We start from the raw sequence: 23,436 nt of genomic DNA on the forward strand, positions 1-23,436 counted from the left end.
ACCCAGCTCATGGTGCGAAAAGGAGAAGGAAGAGTAGAGGAGAAGGAAAGAGAGAGAAGGAAAGAGAAGAGGGAAGAAGAGGGAGGGGGAGAGAGGGAGGACGCGCTGCAGCGCGAGCTGGGCGCGCTGGATGTGCGCGTGGTGAAACCCGCGTCCGGCGCGGCGGTGTGGCGGGTGCAGACCGATGTGCAGCGGTTCGACCTGTCGCCCGGCTCGGCCCAGCTGGACGCCACCTGGCGCGTCCGGCCGGTAAACCTGAAGGGCAGCGGGCTGATCTGCCGCACGGTGGTCGACGAGCCGGTATCGGGGCAGGGCGCCTCGGCGCTGGTCGCCGCGCAGCAGCGCGCCTTGTCCAAGCTGGCGGGGGTGATGGCGTCGGCCATCCGCGGTCGCCAGGCGCCGGACGGCGAAGGCGTGCGCAGCGTGGGCTGCGCGCCGCTGAAAGAGTGAATCCGGGGCCGGATCTCGGCCCGGAAACTTCCGCAATCTCAGATAGTTAACCTAGGGTTAACCTTAATATCTGGCGGGTTGCAACCTGATTAGCATACGGTCCAACCATTTTCTGGGCCCCAGCAGGGGCCTGGTGACCCTTGCCATGCGACAGGAAGCAATCTCTTATGGCCAGCACGACCCTCGGCGTCAAAGTCGATGACGCACTGCGCGACCGCCTCAAGACGGCCGCGCAAAAGCTCAACTGCACGCCGCATTGGCTGCACAAGCAGGCGATCCTCGCCTATCTGGACAGGATCGAGCGCGGCCACCTGCCCGCCGAGATGTCGCACCTGGGCGGCGAAGAGGGCACCGAGGACGAGGCGGGCGAAGGCCAGGCCATCGCCACGCCGCCGTTCTACGAGTTCGGCCAGGACGTGCAGCCGCAATCGGTGCTGCGCGCCGCCATCACCGCCGCCTATCGCCGGCCCGAGCCGGAATGCGTGCCGCTGCTGCTGGGCCAGGCCCGCATGCCGAACCTGGACAAGATCCGCGGCATGGCCACGGACCTGGTGAAGAAGCTGCGCGGCAAGCGCACGGGCGGCGGCGTCGAGGGCCTGATCCAGGAATTCTCGCTGTCCAGCCAGGAAGGCGTGGCGCTGATGTGCCTGGCCGAAGCGCTGCTGCGCATTCCCGACCGCGCCACGCGCGACGCGCTGATCCGCGACAAGGTCTCGCGCGGCGACTGGAAGTCGCACATGGGCGGCTCGCAGTCCCTGTTCGTCAACGCCGCCACCTGGGGCCTGATGATCACCGGCAAGCTGGTGGCCGTGAACAGCGAGCAGTCGCTGTCCAAGGCGCTGACGCGCCTGATCGGCAAGGGCGGCGAGCCGCTGGTGCGCAAGGGCGTGAACATGGCCATGCGCATGATGGGCGAGCAGTTCGTGTCGGGCCAGACGATTTCCGAGGCGCTGGCCAACAACCGCAAGATGGAAGCGCGCGGCTTCCGCTATTCCTACGACATGCTGGGCGAGGCGGCCACCACCGCCGAGGACGCCGACCGCTATTACGCGTCCTACGAGCAGGCCATCCATGCCATCGGCAAGGCCGCCGCCGGCCGGGGCATCTATGAAGGCCCGGGCATTTCCATCAAGCTGTCGGCGCTGCATCCGCGCTATTCGCGCGCCCAGCGCGAGCGTGTCATGGCTGAGCTGCTGCCGCGCGTGAAGGCGCTGACCGCGCTGGCGCGCAGCTACGACATCGGCCTGAACATCGACGCCGAGGAAGCCGACCGCCTGGAGATCTCGCTGGACCTGCTGGAGGCGCTGTGCTTCGCGCCCGAGCTGGACGGCTGGAACGGCATCGGCTTCGTGATCCAGGCCTACCAGAAGCGCGCGCCCTTCGTGATCGACTACGTGATCGACCTGGCGCGCCGCAGCCGCCACCGCGTGATGGTGCGCCTGGTCAAGGGCGCCTATTGGGACAGCGAGATCAAGCGCGCCCAGGTCGACGGCCTGGAAGGCTATCCGGTCTATACCCGCAAGATCTACACCGACGTCGCCTACCTGGCTTGCGCCCGCAAGCTGCTGGGCGCGCCCGAGGCCGTGTATCCGCAGTTCGCCACGCACAACGCCTACACGCTGTCGGCCATCTATCAGCTGGCCGGCCAGAACTACTACCCCGGTCAGTACGAGTTCCAGTGCCTGCACGGCATGGGCGAACCGCTGTACGACGAAGTGGTCGGCCCGCTGGCGCAGGGCAAGCTGAACCGCCCGTGTCGCATCTACGCGCCGGTGGGCACGCACGAGACGCTGCTGGCCTACCTGGTGCGCCGCCTGCTGGAGAACGGCGCCAACACCTCTTTCGTGAACCTGATCGGCGACGAGAGCATCCCGGTCGAGCTGCTGGTGTCTGATCCGGTGGACGCCGCCTCGCGCGTCGTGCCGCTGGGCGCGCCGCACGAGAAGATCCCGCTGCCGCGCGAACTGTTCGGCAATCCGCAGGAAGGCGCGCGCGCCAACTCCGCCGGCCTGGACCTGAGCAACGAGCATCGCCTGGGATCGCTGTCGGCCGCGCTGCTGGCCAGCGCCGGCATGACCTGGCGCGCCGGCCCCATGCTGGGCGAGGGCGCCCAGGCCTGGGACGCGGCGCGCGCCGTCGAAGTGCGCAACCCGGCCAATCTGCGTGACCTGGTCGGCCATGTGGTCGAGGCCAATGCCGAGGAAGCCGAGGCCGCGCTGCGCATCGCGGCCAATGCCGCGCCCATCTGGCAATCGACGCCGGTGGCCGAGCGCGCGCAATGCCTGCGCCGCGCCGCGCAACTGCTGGAAGAGCAGATGCAGACGCTGCTGGGCCTGATCGTGCGCGAAGCCGGCAAGTCGCTGCCCAACGCCATCGCCGAGGTGCGCGAGGCCGTCGACTTCCTGCGCTACTACGCCGATCAGGCGTCGCGCGAGTTCGGCAACGACACGCACCGCCCGCTGGGCACCGTGCTGTGCATCAGCCCCTGGAACTTCCCGCTGGCCATCTTCGCCGGCCAGGTCGCCGCCGCGCTGGCGGCCGGCAATACCGTGCTGGCCAAGCCCGCCGAACAGACCCCGCTGATCGCGGCCCAGGCCATCGAGATCCTGCGCGCGGCCGGCGTGCCGGCCGGCGCCGTGCAACTGCTGCCGGGCCGTGGCGAGACCGTCGGCGCGCAGCTGGTGGCCAGTCCTGGCGTGCGTGGCGTCATGTTCACCGGCTCGACCGACGTGGCGCGCATCATCGCCCGCGCGCTGGCTGATCGCCTGGACGACGACGGCCACACCATTCCGCTGATCGCCGAGACCGGCGGCCAGAACGCGATGGTGGTGGATTCGTCGGCGCTGGCCGAGCAGGTGGTGTTCGACGTGCTCAGCTCGGCCTTCGATTCGGCCGGCCAGCGCTGCTCGGCGCTGCGCGTGCTGTGCATCCAGGAAGACAGCGCCGACCACGTGCTGACGATGCTGCGCGGCGCCATGCGCGAACTCAGCGTGGGCAATCCCGACCGCCTGTCGGTGGACGTGGGGCCGGTGATCGACGCCGAGGCCCGCAATGGCATCGTGCGCCACATCGACGCCATGCGCACCGCCGGCCGCCGAGTGGACCAGCTCGAACTCAATGGCGAATGCCGCCACGGCACCTTCGTGCCGCCGACCATCATCGAGATCGGTCACATCAGCGAACTGAAGCGCGAGATCTTCGGGCCGGTGCTGCACGTGGTGCGCTACAAGCGCGAGGAACTGGACGCGTTGCTGGAAGCCGTCAACGGCACCGGCTACGGCCTGACCTTCGGCGTGCATACCCGCATCGATGAAACCATCGCGCACGTGACGGGCCAGGTGCATGCCGGCAACGTCTACGTCAACCGCAACATCGTCGGAGCGGTGGTGGGCGTGCAGCCCTTCGGCGGCGAATGCCTGTCCGGCACCGGCCCGAAGGCCGGCGGCCCGCTGTACATGTACCGTCTGCTGGGCACGCGCCCGGCGGGCCTGCCGCCGGCGCTGGATCCGGCCGCGCCGCTGCCGCAGCGCATCGCGCTGCCCGGTCCCACGGGCGAGACCAACACCTATCTGGTCGAGCCGCGCGGCGCCGTGTATTGCGTGGCGGCCAGCGAGGCCGGCGCGCGCGCGCAATGGGCGGTGGCCCGGCAGACCGGCAACCATGCCTGGTTCGCCGACACGCCGGCCGCGCAGGCGCTGCTGTCCGGGCTGGACGCCGAGCAGCAGGGGCAGGCGGGCATCCTGGCCGATGCGGATGTGGATCATGCCGACTTCCAGGCGGTGCTGTTCGAGGGCGACGGCGACGCGCTGCGCGCGCTGAACCAGCGTATCGCCCAGCGCGCCGGTCCGATCCTGGCCGTGCATGGACTGACCTCGGACGCGCTGGCCGCGGGCACGGCCTATGCGCCGGAGCGCCTGCTTGCCGAGCGTTCCGTCAGTGTCAACACGGCCGCTGCCGGCGGTAACGCCAGCCTGATGACGATCGGTTGAGGTGACTGGTGGGTAACCTTTGGGTGACCAAGGGTTATCTCCAATATCGAATGAGGTTGCACTCGAAGCAAAATCCGGTCGCACCTCAAGTGGGGATGCCGCAAACCGGCATCCCCTTTCTGTAGAAAGCTGCAGGCGCCGATCCCGGAGAACCCGGCAGGCGTGGAAGTGAAAAAACGAAAGCCGGGCTATCGGCCCAGGTTATAACAGGCCATAAATCCGTCATACCGGAGGACCCCCATGAAGTTCCGCACCACTTTGAAGCTTCTCTCGGCCAGCATCGCCGCCGTCGGCATGGCCGCCGCCGCGCAGGCCGCCGACATCAAGCTCGGCTTTGCCGCGCCGCTGACCGGTCCGCAGTCGCATTACGGCGAGGACATGCAGAACGGCCTGAACCTGGCGCTGGAAGAAGCCAACCAGAAGGGCATCAAGATCGACGGCAAGCCCGCCAAGTTCGTGCTGGTGTCGCGCGACGACCAGGCCGACCCGCGCGTGGGCGTGCAGGTCGCGCAGCAGCTGGTCGACGAAAGCGTCGTCGGCATCCTGGGTCACTTCAACTCGGGCACCACCATTCCCGCTTCGCGCGTCTACCACGAAGCCGGCCTGCCGCAGATCGCCATGGCGACCTCGCCGGAGTACACCAAGCAGGGCTACGAAACCACCTTCCGCATGATGACCAGCGACACCCAGCAGGGCGCCGCGGTCGGCAAGTTCATGGTGCAGAGCCTGAAGGCCAAGAAGGTCGCCATCATCGACGACCGCACCGCCTACGGCCAGGGCCTGGCCGACGAGGTCGAGAAGGCCGTCAAGGCCGCCGGCGGCCAGATCGTGCGCCGCGAGTACACCACCGACAAGGCCAACGACTTCACGGCCATCCTGACCAACATCAAGGGCTCGGCGCCCGACGCCATCTTCTACGGCGGCCTGGACGCGCAGTCCGGCCCGATGAAGCGCCAGTTGGCCACGCTCGGCCTGAAGGCCCCGCTGGTCTCGGGTGAAATGACCCGCAGCGACACCTTCATCAAACTGGCTGGCGACGCCGCCGACGGCACCTACGCCTCGCTGGCCGGCGTGCCGCTGGACAAGATGGCCGCGGGCAAGGACTTCGAGCAGCGTTATCAGGCCCGCTTCAAGAAGGCTCCCGGCGTCTACGCGCCCTACGCCTACGACGGCGCGTGGAACATGATCACCGCCATCGAGCAGGCCGGCTCGGCCAAGCCCGAGAAGTACCTGCCGGCGCTGGCCAAGCTGAGCCGCAAGGGCGCCACCAGCGAGAACATCGCCTACGACAAGAACGGCGATCTGAAGGAAATCTCGGTCACCATCTACGAAGTCAAGAACGGCAAGTGGGAGATGGTTGAAACGATGGTCAGCCAGGCCAACTAAGGCCGGATGACCGAGGCGGACGGCGCTCCCCGCGCCCTCCGCCCGCTTTGCACCGGCAGCGCCGCCAGGCGCTGCCGCGCGCAGCCCGGCACGGGCTTCGACGCCCCATCCGCGCGGCTCGCGCGATTTTTTCCAGGCTTATTCTGCGGCCCCTATGGATATCTTCATTCAACAACTGATTAACGGCGTCACGCTGGGCAGCGTGTACGCTTTGGTCGCCCTGGGCTACACCATGGTGTACGGCATCATCGGGCTGATCAACTTCGCGCACGGCGACGTGGTCATGATCGGCGCCATGGCGGCGACGACGATCGCGATCTCGCTGGTCGGCGGCGATCCCTCGGCCTCGGCCTTCGTGGTGCTGGGCCTGGGCCTGCTGGTGTCGGTGCCGCTGTGCATGGCGATCGGCTGGACCGCGGAACGCGTGGCCTACCGGCCGCTGCGCCGCGCGCCGCGCCTGGCCGCCCTGATCACCGCTATCGGCGTGTCCATCATCCTGCAGAACGTGGCGATGATGGGCTGGGGCCGCAACTACCTGAACTTCCCGCAAGTGCTCACGCCACGGGTGTTCGAGATCTTCGGCGCGCGCATCAGCACGCTGCAGATCGCCATCGTGGTCATCGCCGCGCTTATCATGGGCGGGCTGCTGGCCGTGGTGCACAAGACCCGCCTGGGCACGGCCATGCGCGCCACCGCGCAGAACCGTGAAGTGGCCGGCCTGATGGGCGTGAACATCAACACCGTCATCTCGGCCGCCTTCCTGATCGGCTCGGCGCTGGCCGCCGTGGCCGGCATGATGGTCGCCACCTACTACGGCGTGTCGCAGTACACCATGGGCTTCATGCTGGGCCTGAAGGCCTTCACCGCGGCGGTGCTGGGCGGCATCGGCAATCTGGTGGGCGCGATGGCCGGCGGCCTGCTGCTGGGCATCATCGAATCGCTGGGCGCCGGCTATATCGGCGACCTGACCGGCGGCTTCCTGGGCAGCCATTATCAAGACGTGTTCGCTTTCTTCGTGCTGGTGCTGGTGCTGATCTTCCGCCCCTCCGGCCTCCTGGGCGAGCGCGTGGGGGACCGCGCATGAACGCGACCATGAAAAAGAGCGGGCTTTCCACCCGCAACCTGATCGGCATCGCGCTGATCGGCATCGTGCTGGCGGTGCTGCCCTTCGTGATCGGCATGGCCGGCCAGAGCTGGGTGCGCATCCTGAACTTCGCGCTGCTGTACGTGATGCTGTCGCTGGGCTTGAACATCGTGGTGGGTTTCGCAGGCCTGCTGGACCTGGGCTACATCGCGTTCTACGCGGTGGGCGCCTATGCCTGGGCCATGCTGGCCTCGCCGCACTTCGGCCTGCACCTGCCGTTCTGGGCGATCCTGCCGATCGCGCTGGCGGTGGCCTGCCTGTTCGGCGTGCTGCTGGGGGCGCCCACGCTCAAGCTGCGCGGCGACTACCTGGCCATCGTGACCTTGGGCTTCGGCGAGATCATCCGCATCTTCCTGAACAACCTGAACTCGCCGATCAACATCACCAACGGTCCGCAGGGCATCAACCGCATCGACACCTTCAAGGTGGGCGAGTTCGCGTTTGGCCGTACCGAAACGCTGATGGGCATACGCTTCACCGGCCCGGAGAAGTACTACTACCTGCTGCTGGCGCTGACGCTGATCATCGTGGTGGTCTGCCTGCGCCTGCAGAACTCGCGCATCGGCCGCGCCTGGGAAGCCATCCGCGAGGACGAGATCGCGGCCAAGGCCATGGGCATCAACACCCGCAACATCAAGCTGCTGGCCTTCGCCATGGGCGCGTCCTTCGGCGGCGTGGCCGGCGCGCTGTTCGCCTCGATGCAGGGCTTTGTCAGTCCCGAGAGCTTCTCGCTGATGGAATCCATCTCCATCCTGTGCATGGTGGTGCTGGGCGGCATGGGCCATATCCCGGGCGTGATCCTGGGCGCCATCATCCTGGCGGGCCTGCCCGAGTTCCTGCGCGCCGTGGTCGAACCGGCGCAGCACATGCTGTTCGGCGCCGTGGTGCTGGATCCGGAAGGCATCCGCATGCTGCTGTTCGGCCTGGCCATGGTCTGCGTGATGCTGTTCCGCCCGGCCGGCCTGTGGCCGTCCGCCGTGCGCAAGCGCGAACTGTCCAGCAAGGCCCAAGGAGGCGCCGCATGAGCAAACTGCTGCAAGCCCAGGGACTGGGCAAACGCTTCGGCGGCCTGCAAGCCTTGTCGGACGTGAGCTTCGACATCGAGCAGGGCGAGATCTACGGCCTGATCGGCCCCAACGGCGCGGGCAAGACCACGCTGTTCAACGTGCTGACCGGCCTGTACATCCCGGAAGACGGCTCATGCACCTTCAACGGCCAGTCCATGTCGGGCAAGAAGCCGCATGAAGTGGCCTACGCCGGCCTGGCGCGCACGTTCCAGAACATCCGCCTGTTCGCCAACCTGAGCGCGATCGAGAACGTGATGATCGGCCGCCACATGCGCACCCGCGCCGGCGTGTTGGGCGCCGTGCTGCGCACCCGCGGCGCGCGCGCCGAGGAGGCCGCCATCGAGGCGCGCGCCCAGGAACTGCTGGAATACGTGGGCATCGGCCATCGCGCCAACGACGTGGCGCGTTCGCTGCCCTACGGCGACCAGCGCCGCCTGGAGATCGCGCGCGCGTTGGCCACCGAGCCGAAGCTGCTGGCGCTGGACGAACCGGCCGCCGGCATGAACGCCTCGGAAACGGTGGTGCTGCGCAAGCTGATCGAGAAGATCCGCGACGACGGCATCACGGTGCTGCTGATCGAGCACGACATGAAGCTGGTCATGGGCCTGTGCGACCGCGTGCTGGTGCTGGAATACGGCAAGGTGCTGGCCATGGGCAAGCCCGCCCAGGTGCAGCGCGATCCCAAGGTCATCGAAGCGTATCTGGGCGCGGGCGCGGCCCAGGATCCGCTGATTCATCAGGAGCGCCAGGCATGACGACGGTATCCCAACCCCTACTCGAATTGCGCGGCCTGCAGGTCGCCTACGGCGGCATCCGCGCGGTGCGCGGCATCGACCTGCGGGTCGACGAAGGCGAGCTGGTCTGCCTGATCGGCGCCAACGGCGCCGGCAAGAGCACCACGCTGCGCGCGATCTGCGGACTGGTGCCGCTGGCCGGCGGCGAAGTCGTCTATGGCGGCAAGTCCATCGGCGGCCAGAAATCGCACGAGCTGGTGCGCCAGGGCCTGGTGATGGTGCCGGAAGGCCGGGGCATCTTCGGCCAGCTGACCATCGAGGAAAACCTCGCTATGGGCGGCTATGTGCGCCGTGACGCGGCCCAGATCCGCCAGGACACCGACCGCGTCTTCACGCTGTTCCCGCGCCTGGCCGAGCGCCGCAAGCAGGCGGCCGGCACCCTGTCCGGCGGCGAGCAGCAGATGGTGGCCATGGGCCGAGCCATGATCGCGCGTCCCAAGCTGCTGTTGCTGGACGAGCCCTCGATGGGACTGGCGCCGCTGATGGTGGAAAAGGTCTTCGAGGTGGTGCGGACCATCGCCAGCGAAGGCGTCACCATCCTGCTGATCGAGCAGAACGCGCGCCTGGCGCTGGAAAACAGCCATCGCGGCTACGTGATGGAATCGGGCGAGATCATCCTGTCCGGCAAGTCCGGCGACATGCTGCACGATCCCAAGGTGCGCGCGGCCTACTTGGGCGAAGTCGAAGAGCACGCCTGAGCCCGAGGTTCGTTGCGTGAAAAAGCCGGCGCGAGAGGATCGCGCCGGCTTTTTTTCATTTCACCATGACTCCAGCACCGCATTTCGCTGGACTGCGCCTAAGCCTGATACATCAGGTTTATCAATCGCTTATGTGAGTTCAGCATATGCCGGTGCATTCCCAAACCTGACCTGCTTCCCGCTTTGCTGGCTCTTATGAGGCTCTTGGAAACGGGTCTTTCCAAGGAGTCATCATGGCAAAGCTCAAGCTCACCAAGTCCGCCGTCGATGCGGCGCAACCCCAGGCGCAGGCCGTCGAGTTGCGGGATACCGTCGTACCGGGTTTTATGTGCAAGGTTACACCAGCGGGCCGCAAGGTGTTCATGCTCCAGTACCGCACGAACGCCGGGGAGCGCCGCAAACCCGCTTTGGGCCTGTACGGTGAACTCACCGTTGAGCAGGCTCGCGCTCTGGCGCAGGAATGGATGGCCGAGGTACGCCGTGGCGGCGACCCAAGCGCAGCCAAGGCCGCAGCGCGTTCCGCCCCTACGATCAAGGGGTTGTGCGGCAAGTTCATGGAGGACTACTCCAAACAGCGCAACAAGCCCAGCACCCAGGAAGGCTACCAAAGCGTCATCAACCGCAACATCATTCCCATCTTGGGCCAGGTCAAGGTGCAGGACGTGAAGCGCTCCGATGTGGCCGCAGCGATGAAGAAGATGGCGCATAAGCCCGCTGACGCAAACCGCACTTTCAGCGTCATGCGCCGCATGTTCAACCTGGCCGAAGTGTGGGGCTACAGGCCCGACGGTACCAGCCCGTGCCGCCATGTCCCGGTGTACCCCGACGGCAAGGCCACGCACCTCATCAGCGACGAAGACATGGGCAAGCTGTTCCGCCACCTGGCGCACATGGAAACGGAAGGGCTGGAGCACTACACCATCCCGCTGGCAATTCGCCTGCAATTCGAGTTCGCAGCCCGTCGTTCGGAAATCATCTCGCTCCAATGGCAATGGGTCGATCTGGAGAACCGCCGTATCGTCTAGCCCGACGGCAAGACCGGCGGCATGTCCAAGCCCATGAGCGAGGAAGCCTACCGACTGCTTTCCACCGCACCACGCCGGGATGGCTGCCCTTATGTCCTGCCCTCGCCCAATGACCCCGCCAAGGCCATCAGCGAAGGCGAGTATTACGGCGGCTGGAGCCGCGCCCTCAAGTCCGCAGGGGCTACACACGTCGGTACGCACGGCATCCGCCATCGCTCAACGACCGACATTGCCAATTCTGGCATTCCGGTGAAGGTCGGGATGGCGCTGACTGCGCACAAGACTGCGGCGATGTTCATGCGCTACGTTCACACTGAAGACGACCCGGTGCGCAAAGCGGCGGAGCTGGTGGCAAACCGGCGCAAAACCGTCGTCATGGGCAAAGCGTCAGCCGCGCAGGAAAGCACCACCACCGCATGACATAGCCGCTACGTCCTGCATTCGGACTGCCAAGATTCCGCCCTTGTTTTACGCACGCCAACGTGCACAGAACAGGGGCGGCTGCATTTCAAAATCATGCCAGTGTGAAGCATGGCCGTTGGCATCGGCGCTGCACGTCATGCAGTCATTCCCATGCTTGGCAACGTGCTATCGGCCTGTCATTGCGCGTGCATTCGCACTGTACGCCGAACTGCACTCGGCGCAGCCGTCGAACGTTCAGGCAACAGGATTGCCGCGCCGCCGCTGCATGGAAATCGCGTGCCGTTTGACATGAGAGCAACGGAAGGCGAGATAAAAGGACGCGGCACCTCGGCGCGCGTAAGGCCAGTCTGTTCAGGAGGTTGGCGCGGCACGGGCCGCATTGCGGCACCGTGCCGTTAAGATGCGCGAAGCCGCATGATAGCTGGCGTGGTCGCGTGCCACCCGCGCCGAGATATGCCCTGCTGCGCCAGAGCAACAAGGCGTCGAACCTCCCGAAGGCGAGTCAGCAAAGTGAGTCAGGACGCCCTGAATGGCGCGCTCGATGAAGCGGACTGGTGACTCACAAGGGGCTGTATCGGCCATGGAAAATAGGTCGTTAGGATGGGCTACGGCTACCAATGGGCGGCTGATCACCGTCGGAGGCAAGGTTAAAGGTTAAGCACATGACGTGATGCCCTCAGGTCGTTCACAAACCATTACTATCCTATCGGTCCAGGAAACACACCAACGCCAAGATTAATTTCACGAATTCAGCAGTAAGAGGCTTGGCAGAACTGGGAAAATGTGCACACAGGAGACCTCGCAGAGGGCAATATGGTTGAATTTCAGAATCCTTTTTTCACCAGCACGTCAGCAGAGGTGGAGGCCGAATATGTCGCGGGAGTCGATGCGTTGCAAGCAGGCGATTACAACGCTGCCAGCAGACATTTCGGAAATGCTGCGCGGGAAGGGCATGTCTCAGCGCTATTCAATCTGTCTCTCCTCTGGGGCGGAGGACGCGTAACGCCATACGACTTCGACCTGGCAGCAGACTGTTGGTACAAAGCCGCGGAGGCAGGACATCCGGGCGCTAAGACTGTGCTATGGCAGTTGGAGGCAGCGGATAGAGGTGGATTCGGGGCAGATAATCTAGCGAAATTTACCGCCGAGGCGAACGCAGGTAATAGCCTAGTACCTTCGATAATGATCTGTGCAGCCCGATTCTATGATGTGATCTGCCGCAAATATGGGGCAACAGTGGATGTTATTGCCCATGAACTGGATGCCGCTGCGACCAGTGATTTTTATTTCGTTCATTCCTTCATCAAGCGCACTGGTATTGATGCGAGATTTTATGGCGGCGGGTTGAGCCGATTGAAACCGGGATCAGCGGCAGATCAAATAACTGATGGACTGAATAAGCTGTACGTCGCAATGCGGCATTCTGGCGCAAGCGACAAGCTTGCCCTCATGGCTCGTTGCTCTATCGTGGGGCACATCATAGCAAAGTCGCCATACGGGGATCGTTCGCAACCTTTGTGTGGGCTGGATACGTTCTTTGATAACGATTTTTATTAAGAGACGGCGGATATGTTTGGAATTTTTGGTGGAAAACCAAAAGATGGACCTCCCAATAGCATTGGCGAGGCGAAAAAGCTGATGGAACGACTTGGCGCAGCTCGAGGCGGAGAGATTATCAGAGCTGCGGCCATGTCTGGAAACGTATTTTGCCAGGTATTTATGTCACAAATGGCACTTTGCCTCGTTGTTGACGGAGGGGGTGAAGAAATAAAACGTGACTTGGAGATGTTTACCGAAATGGCTGCAAAATCTGGGGATGCTGGATCGCAGTTCAATCTGGGCAAGTTGTATATGGCAAAGATTAATGCAAATGTGGAGTATTTTAGCCCTGACGATATTGAGAATATAAAACAGGCAAAACATTGGTATTCAATGGCCGCAAAGCAAGGACTTCGTGAGGCAAAAGCATCGCTCAAGAACCTAGAGGTTTTTGAATTTTAGTAGCAGCTATTGAGGTGGGTGATGGGTGCTATCGCGGGTGTATTGGTTGCCTTTTACCTAATTGGCAAGATTATTGAGTTGTTTGCCTGGAAGAGGTTTTTTAAAAAATATAGTGTAATGGTTTGGGTAAGTTCATTATCTGTATTTTTTATAATTTTTGTGATTTGGTTTACGCAAAGAGATAAGCCTTACGCCTTTCATCCGGCAATGTTTGTTGACTATGCGATCGCATGCGTTATCTTGCCTCTTGTTCGTATATTTTGGCGCGGAAGAAAAGGCGCAAAGAGAAACGAGATGGAAACTTAAAATTGGCAAAGGATGACTACCGCATCAGGATTCGAGAAATCGCTGAAGAGCGCGGCATTGTCCATCTTTGTCATTTCACGCCTGCCCCGAATCTAAACAGCATCATAGAGTACGGATTTCTTTGCCGCGACCATTTGTTCGCAGCTAGGCATTTTGCGTGCACCAGTTCGGATCATCGGCTTGATAGTGAAAATCGCGCCATCTCGGTTTCAATTTCTGCGATCAATCATAGAATGTTTGAAGGAAAAAGAGCGAAGTCAGGTCGAGAAGACTGGATTGTATTCATGCTTTGTCCGAGCATTCTGTGGACACACGAGTGCAGATTTTACTCCCGGAATGCCGCGCGACGTGAAATGCTCGGTCATAGCGGATTTTTGGGCGGACCATGGGCACTAAATGAAATGTTCTCACCGATATCTTCCCCACACGGCTTCACTGGCGAATCGTATCGAAGCGACACCGGCATTCCTGATTGCCTAACCACCTATTCAGATGCGGAAGTTCAAGTTCTCGAACCAATTTCTTCAAGCTATGTAATCGGGGCATGGGTAAGTCAACTTTCTTTAGCGGAGAAAGTGCAGCTTCATCTAAACCAGCTTAGTGGTCCGGAGAGGAATGTTCTAGTTCGGGATTTTTCTCCCAGGCTTTCAAACAAATTTGACTCATGGGGCTAGGAGTCGTCCAGTTTTGGCAGCAATGTACTTGGTAGTTGCGCGCCAGTTACCGCTGTACTGCCCTCGGAGCTGGCACCTAGGTGGCCCTTGAGCCATAAAGTACTGATGCCGGGTAAGGGCGGGAACCTACCCTAACCTGTTGCTCCGTAAAATCTTTCGCACCTCTGCCCGGATCACAAAAAACTTGACGCCGGACATTTTTCATCGCCAGGCTGGAAGAGGGCGGATGCCCGGACTCATGCTGGCGGCCGCTGGAACAGGCTGCGCAGCACGGCGATCAGGATGTCGCCCGCTGACGCCGCGCCATACAGCGCATGATCGATGGCCTGGCTGCGCGCCAGGGCCATGAGGCTGCCGGCCAATTCCTCGGCGGGGACGGGCGGCGTCCGTCCTGCGAGCGCGAACAATCGTTCCAGCAATTGCGCGTAGATCCGCCGCTGGTCCGCCATCAGCGCGGCGTAGGCCTGGCCGAACTCCGGATTGCGCGCGGCCAGCAGTTGCAGCTCGGTCGCGAGCAGGGCCTGGGAGGCATCCATGCCGAAGTCGCGCGCCCAAAGCTCCAGCGCCTCGAAGGCCTTGCCGAAGTCCTCGCCCGCCATGGCCACGCCGCCCGTGATGCGCTCGGCCTCCTGCGCCTTGTGCTGGCGCAGCAGGTCCAGCAGCAGGTCTTCCTTGCTCTGGAAATTGGAGTAGAAGGCGCCCTGGGTATAGCCGGCCTCCCTGGCGATATCGCGCACGCTGGTGGATGCGAAGCCGCGCTCGGCGACTTGCTTGCAGGCGGCGGCGATCAGGCGCTGGCGTGTCTGTTCCTGGCTCTCTTCTCGTGTCAGGCGGGGGCGTGGCATTTTAAATATCGATTGCTATCTGGATTGACTGGTTTTGCCGGATGAGGATACCATTTGCTATTCAAATATCATTTGATATCTGAAATGGGTGTATCCACGGATATGGCCGCGCCCACTTCACCCGGAGAGATCGCTACATGCACCATCAAGACCATCAGGCGCCGTTACAGGCAGGCGTCGCGCGCAACCAGGGTGTCCAGGCGCGGGAGCCTCGGGCCCGGCCCATCCGGCAGGCCTTCGTCACTGGCGCCACGGGCCTGCTGGGCAACAACCTGGTGCGCGAACTGGCGGCGCGTGGCATCGCGGTTCGGGCGCTGGCCAGGTCCGTGGACAAGGCGCGCAAGCAGCTCGCGGATCTGCCGCAGGTGCAAGTGGTGCATGGCGACATGGGCGAGGTCGGCGCCTTCGCCGACGCGCTGGCCGGCTGCGACGTGGTGTTCCATGCCGCCGCCCATTTCCGTGACAGCTACAAGGGCGGACGCCATTGGGACGAACTGCGGCGCATCAACGTGGACGGCACGGCGGCGCTGATTGCCGCCGCGCATGCCGCGGGCGTGCGCAGGTTCGTGCAGACGTCTTCGATTGCCGTGCTCGATGGATTGCCGGGCACGCTGATCGATGAGACCTGCGACCGCTTGCCGGCCGACGCCGACGACTACTACCGCAGCAAGATCCTGGCCGATGACGCGGTGCGCGCGTTCCTGCGCCAACATCCCGACATGCACGCGTGTTTCGTGCTGCCCGGCTGGATGTGGGGCCCCGGCGATATCGGGCCGACCTCGGCGGGGCAACTGGTCAACGACGTGGCGCGCGGCAAGCTGCCCGGCCTGGTGCCCGGCAGCTTCTCGGTGGTCGACGCCCGTGACGTGGCGCTGGCGCAGATCGCGGCGGCCGAGCGCGGCCGCCGGGGCGAACGCTATCTGGCGGCCGGGCGCCACATGGAAATGGGAGAACTGATCCCGCTGCTGGGGCAGGTGGCCGGAATTCCGGTGCCAACGCGCAAGCTGCCGCTGCCCTTGCTGTATGCGCTGGCGGCCGTACAGGAAGGCTATGCGCGGGTTTCGGGCAAGCCGGTGCTGCTGGGGCTGGCGACGGTGCGGCTGATGGCGCGCGAGGCGGGGCGGACCCGCTTCAATCCGGCCAAGAGCGAGCATGAACTGGGCCTGCGTTTTCGTCCGCTGGAGCAGACGCTGGCCGATACCGTGGGCTGGTATCGCCAGCATGGCTGGTTCTGAGCGCGTAGCAAGGGCGGCGCGCTGGGGCGCGGCCCTTGCGTGTTCGCGCGGGGCTCAGGCGGGAGCTGTCACCATGCGCTTCCGGCCTATCATCAGCGCGATGAACGCCGCGACGATGCCGGTCATGCCGGCCAGCACGAAGGCCGTCAGGTAGCTGCCTTGCGACTGGCGCACGAAGCCGGCCATCCAGGCCGCGCTGGCCGCGCCCAACTGGTGGCCGGCGACGATCCAGCCGAACACGATCGAGGCGTCGCGTTCGCCGAAGGCCTCGGTGGTCAGTCGCAGCGTGGGCGGCACGGTGGCGATCCAGTCCAGGCCGAAGAAGATGGCGAAGATCGACAGGCTGTAGAACGAGAAGTCGGAATAGGGCAGGTAGATCAGCGACAGCCCGCGCAGCCCGTAGTACACGAACAGCAGCTTGCGCGGATCGTAGCGGTCGGTGAGCCAGCCCGAGGCGGTGGTGCCGACCAGATCGAAGATGCCCATCAGCGCCAGCAGGCCGGCGGCCTGCACTTCGGGCATGCCATGGTCGCCGCAGAGCGCGATCAGGTGCGTGCCGACCAGACCGTTGGTGGTGAAGCCGCAGATGAAGAATGTGGCGAACAGGAACCAGAATGTGCGTGTGCGCGCGGCCCGGCCCAGCGCGCCAAAGGTGGCGGCGATCATGCCGGTGCGCGGCGCGGCCGGCGCTGGCGGCGAGGCAGGGTCGCTGCCGTACGGCACCAGTCCGACCTGCGCGGGCCGGTCCGGCACCAGCCACCAGGCCAGCGGCACCAGGGCCGCCGCGGCCGCGGCCACGGCCCAGACCACGCGGGTCCAGTCGCCGGAGGAAGCCAGCGCGGCGAGGGCGGGCAGGAACACCAGCGTGCCGGTCGCGGCGCTGGCGGTCAGCAGGCCCATCACCAGTCCGCGATGGACGCTGAACCAGCGGTTCACGACCGTGGCGCCCAGCACGATGGCGACCGCGCCCGAGCTGATGCCCGAGAACACGCCCCAGCTCAGCAGCAGGTGCCAGGGTTCGGTCATATAGGCGCTGGCCGCGCTGGACACGGCCATCAGGCTCAGCGCGCCGATGAGCACCCGGCGCAGGCCGAAGTGTTCCATCGCGGCGGCGGCGAAGGGGCCGACCAGGCCATACAGGAAGATCCCCAGCGCGGCGGCGAATGAAATCGACGTGCGGCTCCAGCCGAAGGATTCCTCCAGCGGCACCAGCAGCACGCTGGGCGTGGACCGCAGGCCGGCCGACACCAGCAGCGACAGGAAGATCACCGCGACGACCACGAAGGCGTACCGCTGGCCGGCGCGGCGGAACGGGAATGGGGGCTGGGGTATACTCATGTTACTGACCGGTACGTGTTGGGATGTGCGAATCGTACGTACCGGTCAGTAACGCCGTCAAGTTGTTTTTGCGCGACCGGGCGGCCCGTCTTTGCACAGGAGCGACACATGGCCAGCAAATCCACCGCTGCGCGCAAGCGTCCGGCCGCCGGCGCGGCGGACGCGCAATCTTCGGACAAGCCGCTGCTGGCGGCGGACCGGATACGGCGCACCGCCAGGGAAATGTTCTACCGCGACGGCATCCGCGCGGTGGGCGTGGACGCCATCGTCACCCAGGCGGGCGTGACCAAGCCCAGCCTGTATCGCAGCTTCGCGTCCAAGGATGAGCTGGCGGCTGCCTATCTGCGCGACTACGACGCCGAGTTCTGGGGGCGCTTCAATGCCGCCTGCGACGCGCATCCGGGCGATCCGAGGGCGCAGTTGATGGCCTACCTGACCGGCCTGAGCCAGCGCGCCGTGCAGGCCGGCTACCGGGGTTGCGGCCTGACCAACGCCGCCGTCGAGTACCCGGAGGATCCGCATCCGGCGCGCGCCGTGGCCGTCGAGCACAAGGTCGAGCTGCGCCGGCGGCTGGCCGACATGGCGCGCGGCATGGGCGCGACCGATCCGCAGGCGCTGGGCGACGGCCTGCTGTTGCTGCTCGAAGGGGCGTTCGTATCCAGCCAGCTGTTCCACGAGGGCGGACCCGCCGGGCAACTGGCCCAGGCCGCCGGACGGCTGATCGACGCCTGGGTCGGTCCGACGCCGGATGTTGCGCCGCAGCGCGCGGGCGATTGAGGCGCGGCCGGTCTAGTTCGATAGGTTTAGGGGCTAGTCCGCATTAAGCAAGAGATGAAAATCTGATAGGAAAATTGCATTGCGGCGCGGGTCGCGCGGATCTAGCATGGGCTGATGCTGGTTCCTAGTCGTGAGTTCTCCGGGAGAGAATCATGAGCGATGCCACGTTGAAGCATGCACGCATGTCCGACGAGCTGGAACGGACCCTGATCGAAGAGGCCATCCAGGCGCAAGCCTTGTCGGACGGGCCCTTCGGACGCCAGGCCTGGCGGCGACTGAAGCTGCGCATGGCGGCCTTCGGCGGCGCCTTGGGCGAGATGCTGCATGACATGGATGCCGGACGTCGACACCATCCGGTGATTTCTGCCTATCGGGACTCCTCCCGCAAGGGCAAGTGAAAAGACGCCAGCGCGATGCTGGCGTCTTTTTTGTTTGCCACGGCCGGTTCCGCGCGGACGCCGCGCTACAGCAAGGTATCGGCCAGCAGATAGCCATCCAGCGCGATGATGCCGACGGTGGCCGCGATGGCCGCCCAGGCCCAGGCGCCGCGCAGCGCGTGCCGGCCCATGATGGACTTGCGGCAGGCCAGCAGCACCAGCGGCGCCAGCGCGAAGGGCAGGGCCAGGCTCAGGATCACCTGGCTCAGCACCAGCAGTCCGTCCGGATCCTGGCCGCCCGAGTAGCCCAGCAGACCCGCCGCGGCCGCGCCCGCGATCAGCCGGGTGACCAGCGCGCGGCGACGGTCGGACCAGTTCCTGCCGGCCTGGAAGCCGCGCGACAGGATGCGGCCGGCCAGCACGCCGGTGATGGTGGAGCTTTGCCCCGCGGCATACAGCGCCACCGCGAAGATGATGGCTGCGCCCGCGCCCAGCGTGTGGCCGATGGCCGCGTGCGCGTCGTCCAGGCTGGAGACGATCAGGCCGGGGCCTGACAGGGACGCGGCGGCCACGATCATGATGGCCGCGTTGATCAGCATGGCCACGCCCAGCGACAGCGCGGTGTCATTGCGCGCCACGCGCATCGCCATGTCGCGTGCGTCCGCAGGCAGGCTGCGGGCGCGTTCGGCCAGCGAGCCCGAATGCAGGTAGAGGTTGTGCGGCATCAGCGTCGCGCCCAGGATGCCCAGCGCGATCAGGAAGCCCTGCGGATCGCGCAGCGCGCTGCCGGTCTGGGCGACGCCTTGCGCGACCTCGGTCCAGGCGGGGTTGGCCTTGAACAGCAGGAACACGAACGATGCGGCCACGATGGCCAGCAGCACGGCGATGACGCGTTCGTGGCGGTCGGCGTTGCCGCGCGTCAGCGCCAGCACGGCGAAGGTGCCGACGCCGGTCACCGCCACGCCGCCCAGCAGGGGCAGGCCGAACAGCAGGCGCAGCGCGATGGCGCCGCCGACCAGCTCGGCCAGCGCGGTCGCGAGAATGGCGGCCTCGCCGGCCAGCCAGGCGGCCTTGGCCATGCGGGGGGAGAGGTGGCGCGCGGTCAGGGTGGCCAGATCCTGCCCGGTGGCCAGCGCCAGCCGCGATACCAGCACCTGGAAGCCCAGGGCCAGCAGCGCGGACGCGATGACCACCGACAGCAGGCCGTAGCCGAAGCCGCTGCCGCCGGCGATGTCGGTGGCCCAGTTGCCCGGGTCGATGTAGCCGACGGCGACCAGCAGGCCCGAGCCGACCATGCGCCGCATGCTGGCGGACAGCTGGGCGTTCTGCGCCAGGGCGGATTTGCCGCCCGACATCGCGACGATGAGTCCGGTCATGAACCACTCCTGAGAATGGTTCTCATTATTCTCTTGGGCAGAACGCCCGTCAAATTGATTTTCGCCAAGCCCGGGATAGGGCAGCCCAATGATGCGGCGGACGGCGCGCCCCGGCTGGCCGGGGCAGGCGTGGGGCGGCGGACCGGCCTCAGGCCTTCAGTCGCGCCTCCATGGTGATCTTCGCCTTCAGGACCTTGGATACCGGGCAGCCGGTCTCGGCCTTGCGGGCCGCGTCTTCAAAGGCCTGGGCGCTGGCGCCCGGGATGACGGCCTCCACGGTCAGGTGCACGGCGGTGATGGCGAAGCCGCCGTCGGCCTTGTCCAGCGTGACCTCCGCCTTGGTGTCCAGCCGCTGGGCGACCATGCCGGCCTCGGCCAGGATGTTGGACAGCGCCATGGTGAAGCAGCCGGCATGGGCCGCGCCCAGCAGTTCCTCGGGATTGGTGCCGGGCGTGTCGCCGAAGTGGGTGTTGAAGCCGTAGGGCTGTTCCTTGAGCGCGCCGCTTTGCGTGGAGATCGTGCCCTTGCCGGTTTTCAGATCGCCCGACCAGGCGGCGGTTGCGGTTTTCTTCATGGGGACTCCTTCATCAGGGAAAAGGGGAGGCGTCCGCCACGCCGGTGCGCCGTCGCGGCGAAGCCTGGCAGTCATGTTACGGCGACCGGGCGCGGGCCCGGGCAAGCCGATGTAACCGCAAGCCCGCGCCATTGCATCGACATCGCGTGCGCGCGCGGCGATGCGCTTGCCAGCAGGCGCGCGCGCCGTCACACTGGCCCTCGAACAATTACATACAGGTGCGGAATCAAGATGCTGGTGATCGACACGGAACAAACCCGCGGCGCGCTGTCCTTCGAGCAGGCCATCCCCGCCTTGCGCGAGGCCTTCGCGCAAGGCGCCCACGTGCCGGCCCGCCATGTGCACGCGATCGAGTCCGGCGGCGCGCATGGCACCTCGCTCATCATGCCGGCCTGGAACGAACGCGGTTATTTCGGCGTGAAGGTGATCAATATCTTTCCCGAGAACACGCGCCAGTCGCTGCCGGGCCTGCACGCGACCTACAACCTGTACAGCGCCCGCAGCGGCGTGCCGCTGGCGCAGGTCGACGGCGACATCGTCACGGTGTTCCGCACCGCCGGCGCGGCGGCGCTGGGCGCCTCGTACCTGGCGCGGCCGGACGCCGCCGTGTTGCTGATCGTGGGTTCCGGCCGCATCGCCGGATTGCTGGCGCAGGCGATGCGCGCGGTCCGGCCGATCCGCAAGGTGCTGGTGTGGAACCTGCGGCCGGCCGGCGCGCAGGCGCTGGCCGAGGAACTGCGCGTGCAGGGTTACGACGCGGCCGCGACCGAGGATCTGGAAGCGGCGGTGCGGCAGGCTGACATCGTCAGCTGCGCCACCTTGTCCACCGTGCCGCTGGTGCATGGCGCCTGGCTGCAACCCGGCACGCACCTGGACCTGATCGGCAGCTTCAAGCCCGACATGATCGAAACCGACACGGCCTGCTTTGACGGCACGTCCGTCTATGTGGACACCGATGAAGCGCCGACCAAGGCCGGCGACCTGCTGGCCGCGTTCCAGGCCGGCGTGCTGAGGCGCGAAGACCTGCGCGGCACGCTGGCGGATCTGGTGTCGGGCAAGGCGCCGGGCCGGCGCGACGCGCGCGAGATCACCGTATTCAAGGCGGTCGGCAGCGCGCTGGAGGACCTGACGCTGGCGGCGCTGGTCTACGAGAACCGTGGCGGCGCAAGCCCGGCGGACAGGACGGTGTAGACGGCCATTCGGCGTGGCTGTACGGCGGCGGACGACTGAGACCCCCCCCGCCGATGCAACGGACTACAGTGCCTGCGCGGTGTTCTTCACGGCGTCCGGGTAGGCGGTCGCCTCGCCGCGCGAGCGCCAGGGGGCAAGGTCGCGAGCGCGCGAGGCAACGGCGCTTTCCCAGAGCTGATACGCGTCCTCGCCCAGCATCAGGCGCACCGGCGCGGCATCGCTGTCCACCATGTCGATGATCACCTGCGCGCCCTTGGCCGGATCGCCCATCTGCCGGCCGTCCTGCGAGGCGTAGTACTCGGCCACGCCCGCGTCCAGCGCCGCGTAGTCGGCGATCTCGCGCGCGGCTTTCATCGCCGCGCTGCCCGCGAAGCCGGTGCGGAAGGCGCCCGGCTCGATCAGCGTCACGCGCACGCCCAAGGGCTTGACCTCGTGGTGCAGCGCTTCGGTAAAGCCCTCCAGCGCGAACTTGGACGCGCAATACAGGCCGTTGGCCGGAAAGGCCACCAGACCGGCGATGCTGGTCAGGTTGAGGATGTGGCCGGCCTGGCGCGCCCGCATCTGCGGCAGCACCTCGCGCGACAGCTCGACGGCGGAAAAGAAGTTCAGTTCCATCTGCGCGCGGATCTGTTCGGACGTGAATTCCTCCAGCGCGCCATAGGAGCCCGCGCCCGCGATATTGGCGAGCACATCGATGCGGCCGAATGCCGCGTTCGCCGCCTCGAGCGCCTGTTTGCGCGCGTCCGGGGAGGTCACGTCCAGCGCCAGCGGCAGCGCGCGCGCGCCATGGCCGGCGGCGATGTCTCGCAGCGGCTCCAGCCGCCGGGCGGTGAGAACGGCGCGGTCGCCCCTGGCGAGCACGGCCTCGGCCAGCGCCTTGCCCAGGCCGGACGAAGCGCCCGTGATGAACCAGATCTTGCTCATGGTCTTGGTGTCCTTGGTGAAAAGTTCGGAGAGCGGCGTGTCGAAACGCCCAGACCGTATTCTGGAAAAACACCGATCTTTCGACTAGGGCGTATTATCGGCATACAGTTATTAGGATTACTTATCAATGATCGGCGACCACCTGCGCGACCTGCATGCCTTTCTCACGGTGTCCGAGGAACAGAATTTCACGCGCGCCGCCGTTCGGCTCGGCGTGTCGCAATCGGCCCTGAGCCAGACCATCCGCGCGCTGGAGGCGCGCATGGACATGCCGCTGTTCCTGCGCACCACGCGCAAGGTCTCGCTGACCGAGGCGGGCGAACGCCTGCGCGACGCGGTGGGGCCGGCGATGGAAGACATACAGCAGGGCCTGGCCGGGATGAGCGCGCTGCGCAGCCGGCCGGCGGGCACGATCCGCGTGTCGGCCGACGAATACGCCGTCCATGCCGTGCTGTGGCCCGCGCTGCCGGCCTTCCTGGCCAGCTACCCCGATATCCAGATCGAGATCACCACAGACTACGGCCTGGCCGATATCGTGGGGCAGCGCTACGACGCCGGGGTGCGCCGCGGCGGGCTGGTTGCCAGGGACATGATCGCGGTGCGCATCGGGCCGGACATCCCGATGGCGGTCGTGGCGTCCCCGGCCTATTTCGAGCGGCATCCCAAGCCCGCCAAGCCGCAGGCGTTGATCGAGCAGCGCTGCGTCAACCTGCGCCTGCCCGCGCAGGGCTATTTCGCCTGGACCTTCCGCAAGGGCGCGCAGGAACAGCGCATCAAGGTCGAGGGACAGTTGGTGGTCAACAGCTTGCCGCAGTTGGTCGAGGCCGCGCTGGCCGGCGTCG

20 protein-coding genes and 1 pseudogene are annotated in these 23,436 nt (G+C 65.6%); 16 read left to right on the forward strand and 5 right to left on the reverse strand.

The features are described 5' to 3' along the window. From KDH83_RS18255 to KDH83_RS18305, 11 genes and pseudogenes are all read left to right on the forward strand, one after another. On the forward strand, positions 1 to 450 hold a 450-nt coding region (locus KDH83_RS18255; RefSeq protein WP_212318431.1), incomplete at its 5' end, for an ABC-type transport auxiliary lipoprotein family protein. Between the two features lie 167 nt (positions 451 to 617). Next, entirely contained in the window at positions 618 to 4,439 is a 3,822-nt protein-coding gene (putA, locus tag KDH83_RS18260; RefSeq protein ID WP_212318433.1) for a trifunctional transcriptional regulator/proline dehydrogenase/L-glutamate gamma-semialdehyde dehydrogenase, read from the forward strand. A 240-nt stretch (positions 4,440 to 4,679) separates the two neighbouring features. Further along, complete coding sequence (locus KDH83_RS18265) at positions 4,680 to 5,825, forward strand: branched-chain amino acid ABC transporter substrate-binding protein (RefSeq protein WP_212318435.1); 1,146 nt, start codon at positions 4,680 to 4,682, stop codon at positions 5,823 to 5,825. Positions 5,826 to 5,979: 154 nt separating this feature from the next. Beyond that, the gene (locus tag KDH83_RS18270; protein ID WP_212318437.1) at positions 5,980 to 6,909 is read left to right on the forward strand and encodes a branched-chain amino acid ABC transporter permease; all 930 of its coding nucleotides are present in this window, start codon (positions 5,980 to 5,982) and stop codon (positions 6,907 to 6,909) included. Then, positions 6,906 to 7,994, forward strand: a complete 1,089-nt coding sequence (locus tag KDH83_RS18275; protein WP_212318439.1) for an ABC transporter ATP-binding protein — start codon at positions 6,906 to 6,908, stop codon at positions 7,992 to 7,994. The genes KDH83_RS18270 and KDH83_RS18275 overlap by 4 nt, the downstream gene beginning before the upstream one ends. Continuing rightward, a complete protein-coding gene (locus KDH83_RS18280) occupies positions 7,991 to 8,791 on the forward strand; it encodes an ABC transporter ATP-binding protein (RefSeq protein WP_103275142.1) in 801 nt (266 codons plus the stop codon). Before KDH83_RS18275 ends, KDH83_RS18280 begins: the two co-directional genes overlap by 4 nt. Continuing rightward, entirely contained in the window at positions 8,788 to 9,528 is a 741-nt protein-coding gene (locus KDH83_RS18285; protein ID WP_103275141.1) for an ABC transporter ATP-binding protein, read from the forward strand. Before KDH83_RS18280 ends, KDH83_RS18285 begins: the two co-directional genes overlap by 4 nt. A 233-nt stretch (positions 9,529 to 9,761) precedes the next feature. Further along, positions 9,762 to 10,973 (forward strand): annotated as a pseudogene (locus KDH83_RS18290) (site-specific integrase). Between the two features lie 816 nt (positions 10,974 to 11,789). Continuing rightward, positions 11,790 to 12,533, forward strand: a complete 744-nt coding sequence (locus KDH83_RS18295; RefSeq protein WP_212318441.1) for a sel1 repeat family protein — start codon at positions 11,790 to 11,792, stop codon at positions 12,531 to 12,533. A gap of 12 nt (positions 12,534 to 12,545) precedes the next feature. Further along, on the forward strand, positions 12,546 to 12,977 hold the full coding sequence (locus KDH83_RS18300) for a sel1 repeat family protein (RefSeq protein WP_212318443.1): 432 nt from the start codon (positions 12,546 to 12,548) through the stop codon (positions 12,975 to 12,977). 230 nt (positions 12,978 to 13,207) lie between these two features. Beyond that, the gene (locus KDH83_RS18305) at positions 13,208 to 13,957 is read left to right on the forward strand and encodes a DarT ssDNA thymidine ADP-ribosyltransferase family protein (RefSeq protein ID WP_212318445.1); all 750 of its coding nucleotides are present in this window, start codon (positions 13,208 to 13,210) and stop codon (positions 13,955 to 13,957) included. Between the two features lie 236 nt (positions 13,958 to 14,193). Here the strand turns inward: KDH83_RS18305 and KDH83_RS18310 are convergent, their stop codons facing one another. Then, positions 14,194 to 14,802 (reverse strand): TetR/AcrR family transcriptional regulator, encoded by a 609-nt coding sequence (locus KDH83_RS18310; protein WP_212318447.1) that lies wholly within the window; start codon positions 14,800 to 14,802, stop codon positions 14,194 to 14,196. A 137-nt stretch (positions 14,803 to 14,939) separates the two neighbouring features. Between KDH83_RS18310 and KDH83_RS18315 the strand changes: the two genes are divergently transcribed. After that, a complete protein-coding gene (locus KDH83_RS18315) occupies positions 14,940 to 16,037 on the forward strand; it encodes an SDR family oxidoreductase (protein WP_212318449.1) in 1,098 nt (365 codons plus the stop codon). 54 nt (positions 16,038 to 16,091) lie between these two features. Here KDH83_RS18315 and KDH83_RS18320 read toward each other — a convergent pair whose 3' ends face one another. Further along, the gene (locus KDH83_RS18320; RefSeq protein ID WP_212318451.1) at positions 16,092 to 17,375 is read right to left on the reverse strand and encodes an MFS transporter; all 1,284 of its coding nucleotides are present in this window, start codon (positions 17,373 to 17,375) and stop codon (positions 16,092 to 16,094) included. A 108-nt stretch (positions 17,376 to 17,483) separates the two neighbouring features. On the opposite strand from KDH83_RS18320, the gene KDH83_RS18325 reads away from it, so the two are divergent. Both KDH83_RS18325 and KDH83_RS18330 read left to right on the forward strand, forming a co-directional pair. Then, a complete protein-coding gene (locus KDH83_RS18325; RefSeq protein ID WP_212318453.1) occupies positions 17,484 to 18,152 on the forward strand; it encodes a TetR/AcrR family transcriptional regulator in 669 nt (222 codons plus the stop codon). A gap of 152 nt (positions 18,153 to 18,304) precedes the next feature. Beyond that, positions 18,305 to 18,550, forward strand: a complete 246-nt coding sequence (locus tag KDH83_RS18330; protein WP_212318455.1) for an XRE family transcriptional regulator — start codon at positions 18,305 to 18,307, stop codon at positions 18,548 to 18,550. A gap of 65 nt (positions 18,551 to 18,615) precedes the next feature. Here the strand turns inward: KDH83_RS18330 and KDH83_RS18335 are convergent, their stop codons facing one another. Together KDH83_RS18335 and KDH83_RS18340 are read right to left on the reverse strand one after the other, a co-directional pair. Beyond that, positions 18,616 to 19,905, reverse strand: a complete 1,290-nt coding sequence (locus tag KDH83_RS18335) for an Nramp family divalent metal transporter (RefSeq protein WP_212318457.1) — start codon at positions 19,903 to 19,905, stop codon at positions 18,616 to 18,618. A gap of 148 nt (positions 19,906 to 20,053) precedes the next feature. Continuing rightward, positions 20,054 to 20,479, reverse strand: a complete 426-nt coding sequence (locus tag KDH83_RS18340; RefSeq protein WP_212318459.1) for an OsmC family protein — start codon at positions 20,477 to 20,479, stop codon at positions 20,054 to 20,056. Between the two features lie 231 nt (positions 20,480 to 20,710). Between KDH83_RS18340 and KDH83_RS18345 the strand changes: the two genes are divergently transcribed. Further along, the gene (locus KDH83_RS18345) at positions 20,711 to 21,670 is read left to right on the forward strand and encodes an ornithine cyclodeaminase family protein (RefSeq protein ID WP_212318461.1); all 960 of its coding nucleotides are present in this window, start codon (positions 20,711 to 20,713) and stop codon (positions 21,668 to 21,670) included. Between the two features lie 63 nt (positions 21,671 to 21,733). Here the strand turns inward: KDH83_RS18345 and KDH83_RS18350 are convergent, their stop codons facing one another. Further along, on the reverse strand, positions 21,734 to 22,594 hold the full coding sequence (locus KDH83_RS18350; RefSeq protein ID WP_212318463.1) for an oxidoreductase: 861 nt from the start codon (positions 22,592 to 22,594) through the stop codon (positions 21,734 to 21,736). Positions 22,595 to 22,721: 127 nt separating this feature from the next. On the opposite strand from KDH83_RS18350, the gene KDH83_RS18355 reads away from it, so the two are divergent. Beyond that, a partial coding sequence (locus tag KDH83_RS18355) for a LysR family transcriptional regulator (RefSeq protein WP_212318465.1) occupies positions 22,722 to 23,436 on the forward strand: 715 nt, incomplete at its 3' end.

Origin of the sequence: Achromobacter sp. Marseille-Q0513 (assembly GCF_018195695.1) — a bacterium.
In the GTDB taxonomy this organism is placed as follows: domain Bacteria; phylum Pseudomonadota; class Gammaproteobacteria; order Burkholderiales; family Burkholderiaceae_B; genus Achromobacter.

Excerpts from the sequence above, each read along its gene's own strand:
- KDH83_RS18320 (WP_212318451.1), bottom strand. The coding sequence starts at position 17,375 with ATGAGTATACCCCAGCCCCCATTCCCGTTCCGCCGCGCCGGCCAGCGG.
- KDH83_RS18280 (WP_103275142.1), top strand. The coding sequence starts at position 7,991 with ATGAGCAAACTGCTGCAAGCCCAGGGACTGGGCAAACGCTTCGGCGGC.
- KDH83_RS18325 (WP_212318453.1), top strand. The coding sequence starts at position 17,484 with ATGGCCAGCAAATCCACCGCTGCGCGCAAGCGTCCGGCCGCCGGCGCG.
- KDH83_RS18270 (WP_212318437.1), top strand. The coding sequence starts at position 5,980 with ATGGATATCTTCATTCAACAACTGATTAACGGCGTCACGCTGGGCAGC.
- KDH83_RS18350 (WP_212318463.1), bottom strand. The coding sequence starts at position 22,594 with ATGAGCAAGATCTGGTTCATCACGGGCGCTTCGTCCGGCCTGGGCAAG.
- KDH83_RS18305 (WP_212318445.1), top strand. The coding sequence starts at position 13,208 with ATGCGTTATCTTGCCTCTTGTTCGTATATTTTGGCGCGGAAGAAAAGG.
- KDH83_RS18275 (WP_212318439.1), top strand. The coding sequence starts at position 6,906 with ATGAACGCGACCATGAAAAAGAGCGGGCTTTCCACCCGCAACCTGATC.
- KDH83_RS18295 (WP_212318441.1), top strand. The coding sequence starts at position 11,790 with ATGGTTGAATTTCAGAATCCTTTTTTCACCAGCACGTCAGCAGAGGTG.
- KDH83_RS18340 (WP_212318459.1), bottom strand. The coding sequence starts at position 20,479 with ATGAAGAAAACCGCAACCGCCGCCTGGTCGGGCGATCTGAAAACCGGC.
- KDH83_RS18315 (WP_212318449.1), top strand. The coding sequence starts at position 14,940 with ATGCACCATCAAGACCATCAGGCGCCGTTACAGGCAGGCGTCGCGCGC.
- KDH83_RS18335 (WP_212318457.1), bottom strand. The coding sequence starts at position 19,905 with ATGACCGGACTCATCGTCGCGATGTCGGGCGGCAAATCCGCCCTGGCG.
- KDH83_RS18310 (WP_212318447.1), bottom strand. The coding sequence starts at position 14,802 with ATGCCACGCCCCCGCCTGACACGAGAAGAGAGCCAGGAACAGACACGC.
- KDH83_RS18300 (WP_212318443.1), top strand. The coding sequence starts at position 12,546 with ATGTTTGGAATTTTTGGTGGAAAACCAAAAGATGGACCTCCCAATAGC.
- putA (WP_212318433.1), top strand. The coding sequence starts at position 618 with ATGGCCAGCACGACCCTCGGCGTCAAAGTCGATGACGCACTGCGCGAC.
- KDH83_RS18330 (WP_212318455.1), top strand. The coding sequence starts at position 18,305 with ATGAGCGATGCCACGTTGAAGCATGCACGCATGTCCGACGAGCTGGAA.
- KDH83_RS18285 (WP_103275141.1), top strand. The coding sequence starts at position 8,788 with ATGACGACGGTATCCCAACCCCTACTCGAATTGCGCGGCCTGCAGGTC.
- KDH83_RS18265 (WP_212318435.1), top strand. The coding sequence starts at position 4,680 with ATGAAGTTCCGCACCACTTTGAAGCTTCTCTCGGCCAGCATCGCCGCC.
- KDH83_RS18345 (WP_212318461.1), top strand. The coding sequence starts at position 20,711 with ATGCTGGTGATCGACACGGAACAAACCCGCGGCGCGCTGTCCTTCGAG.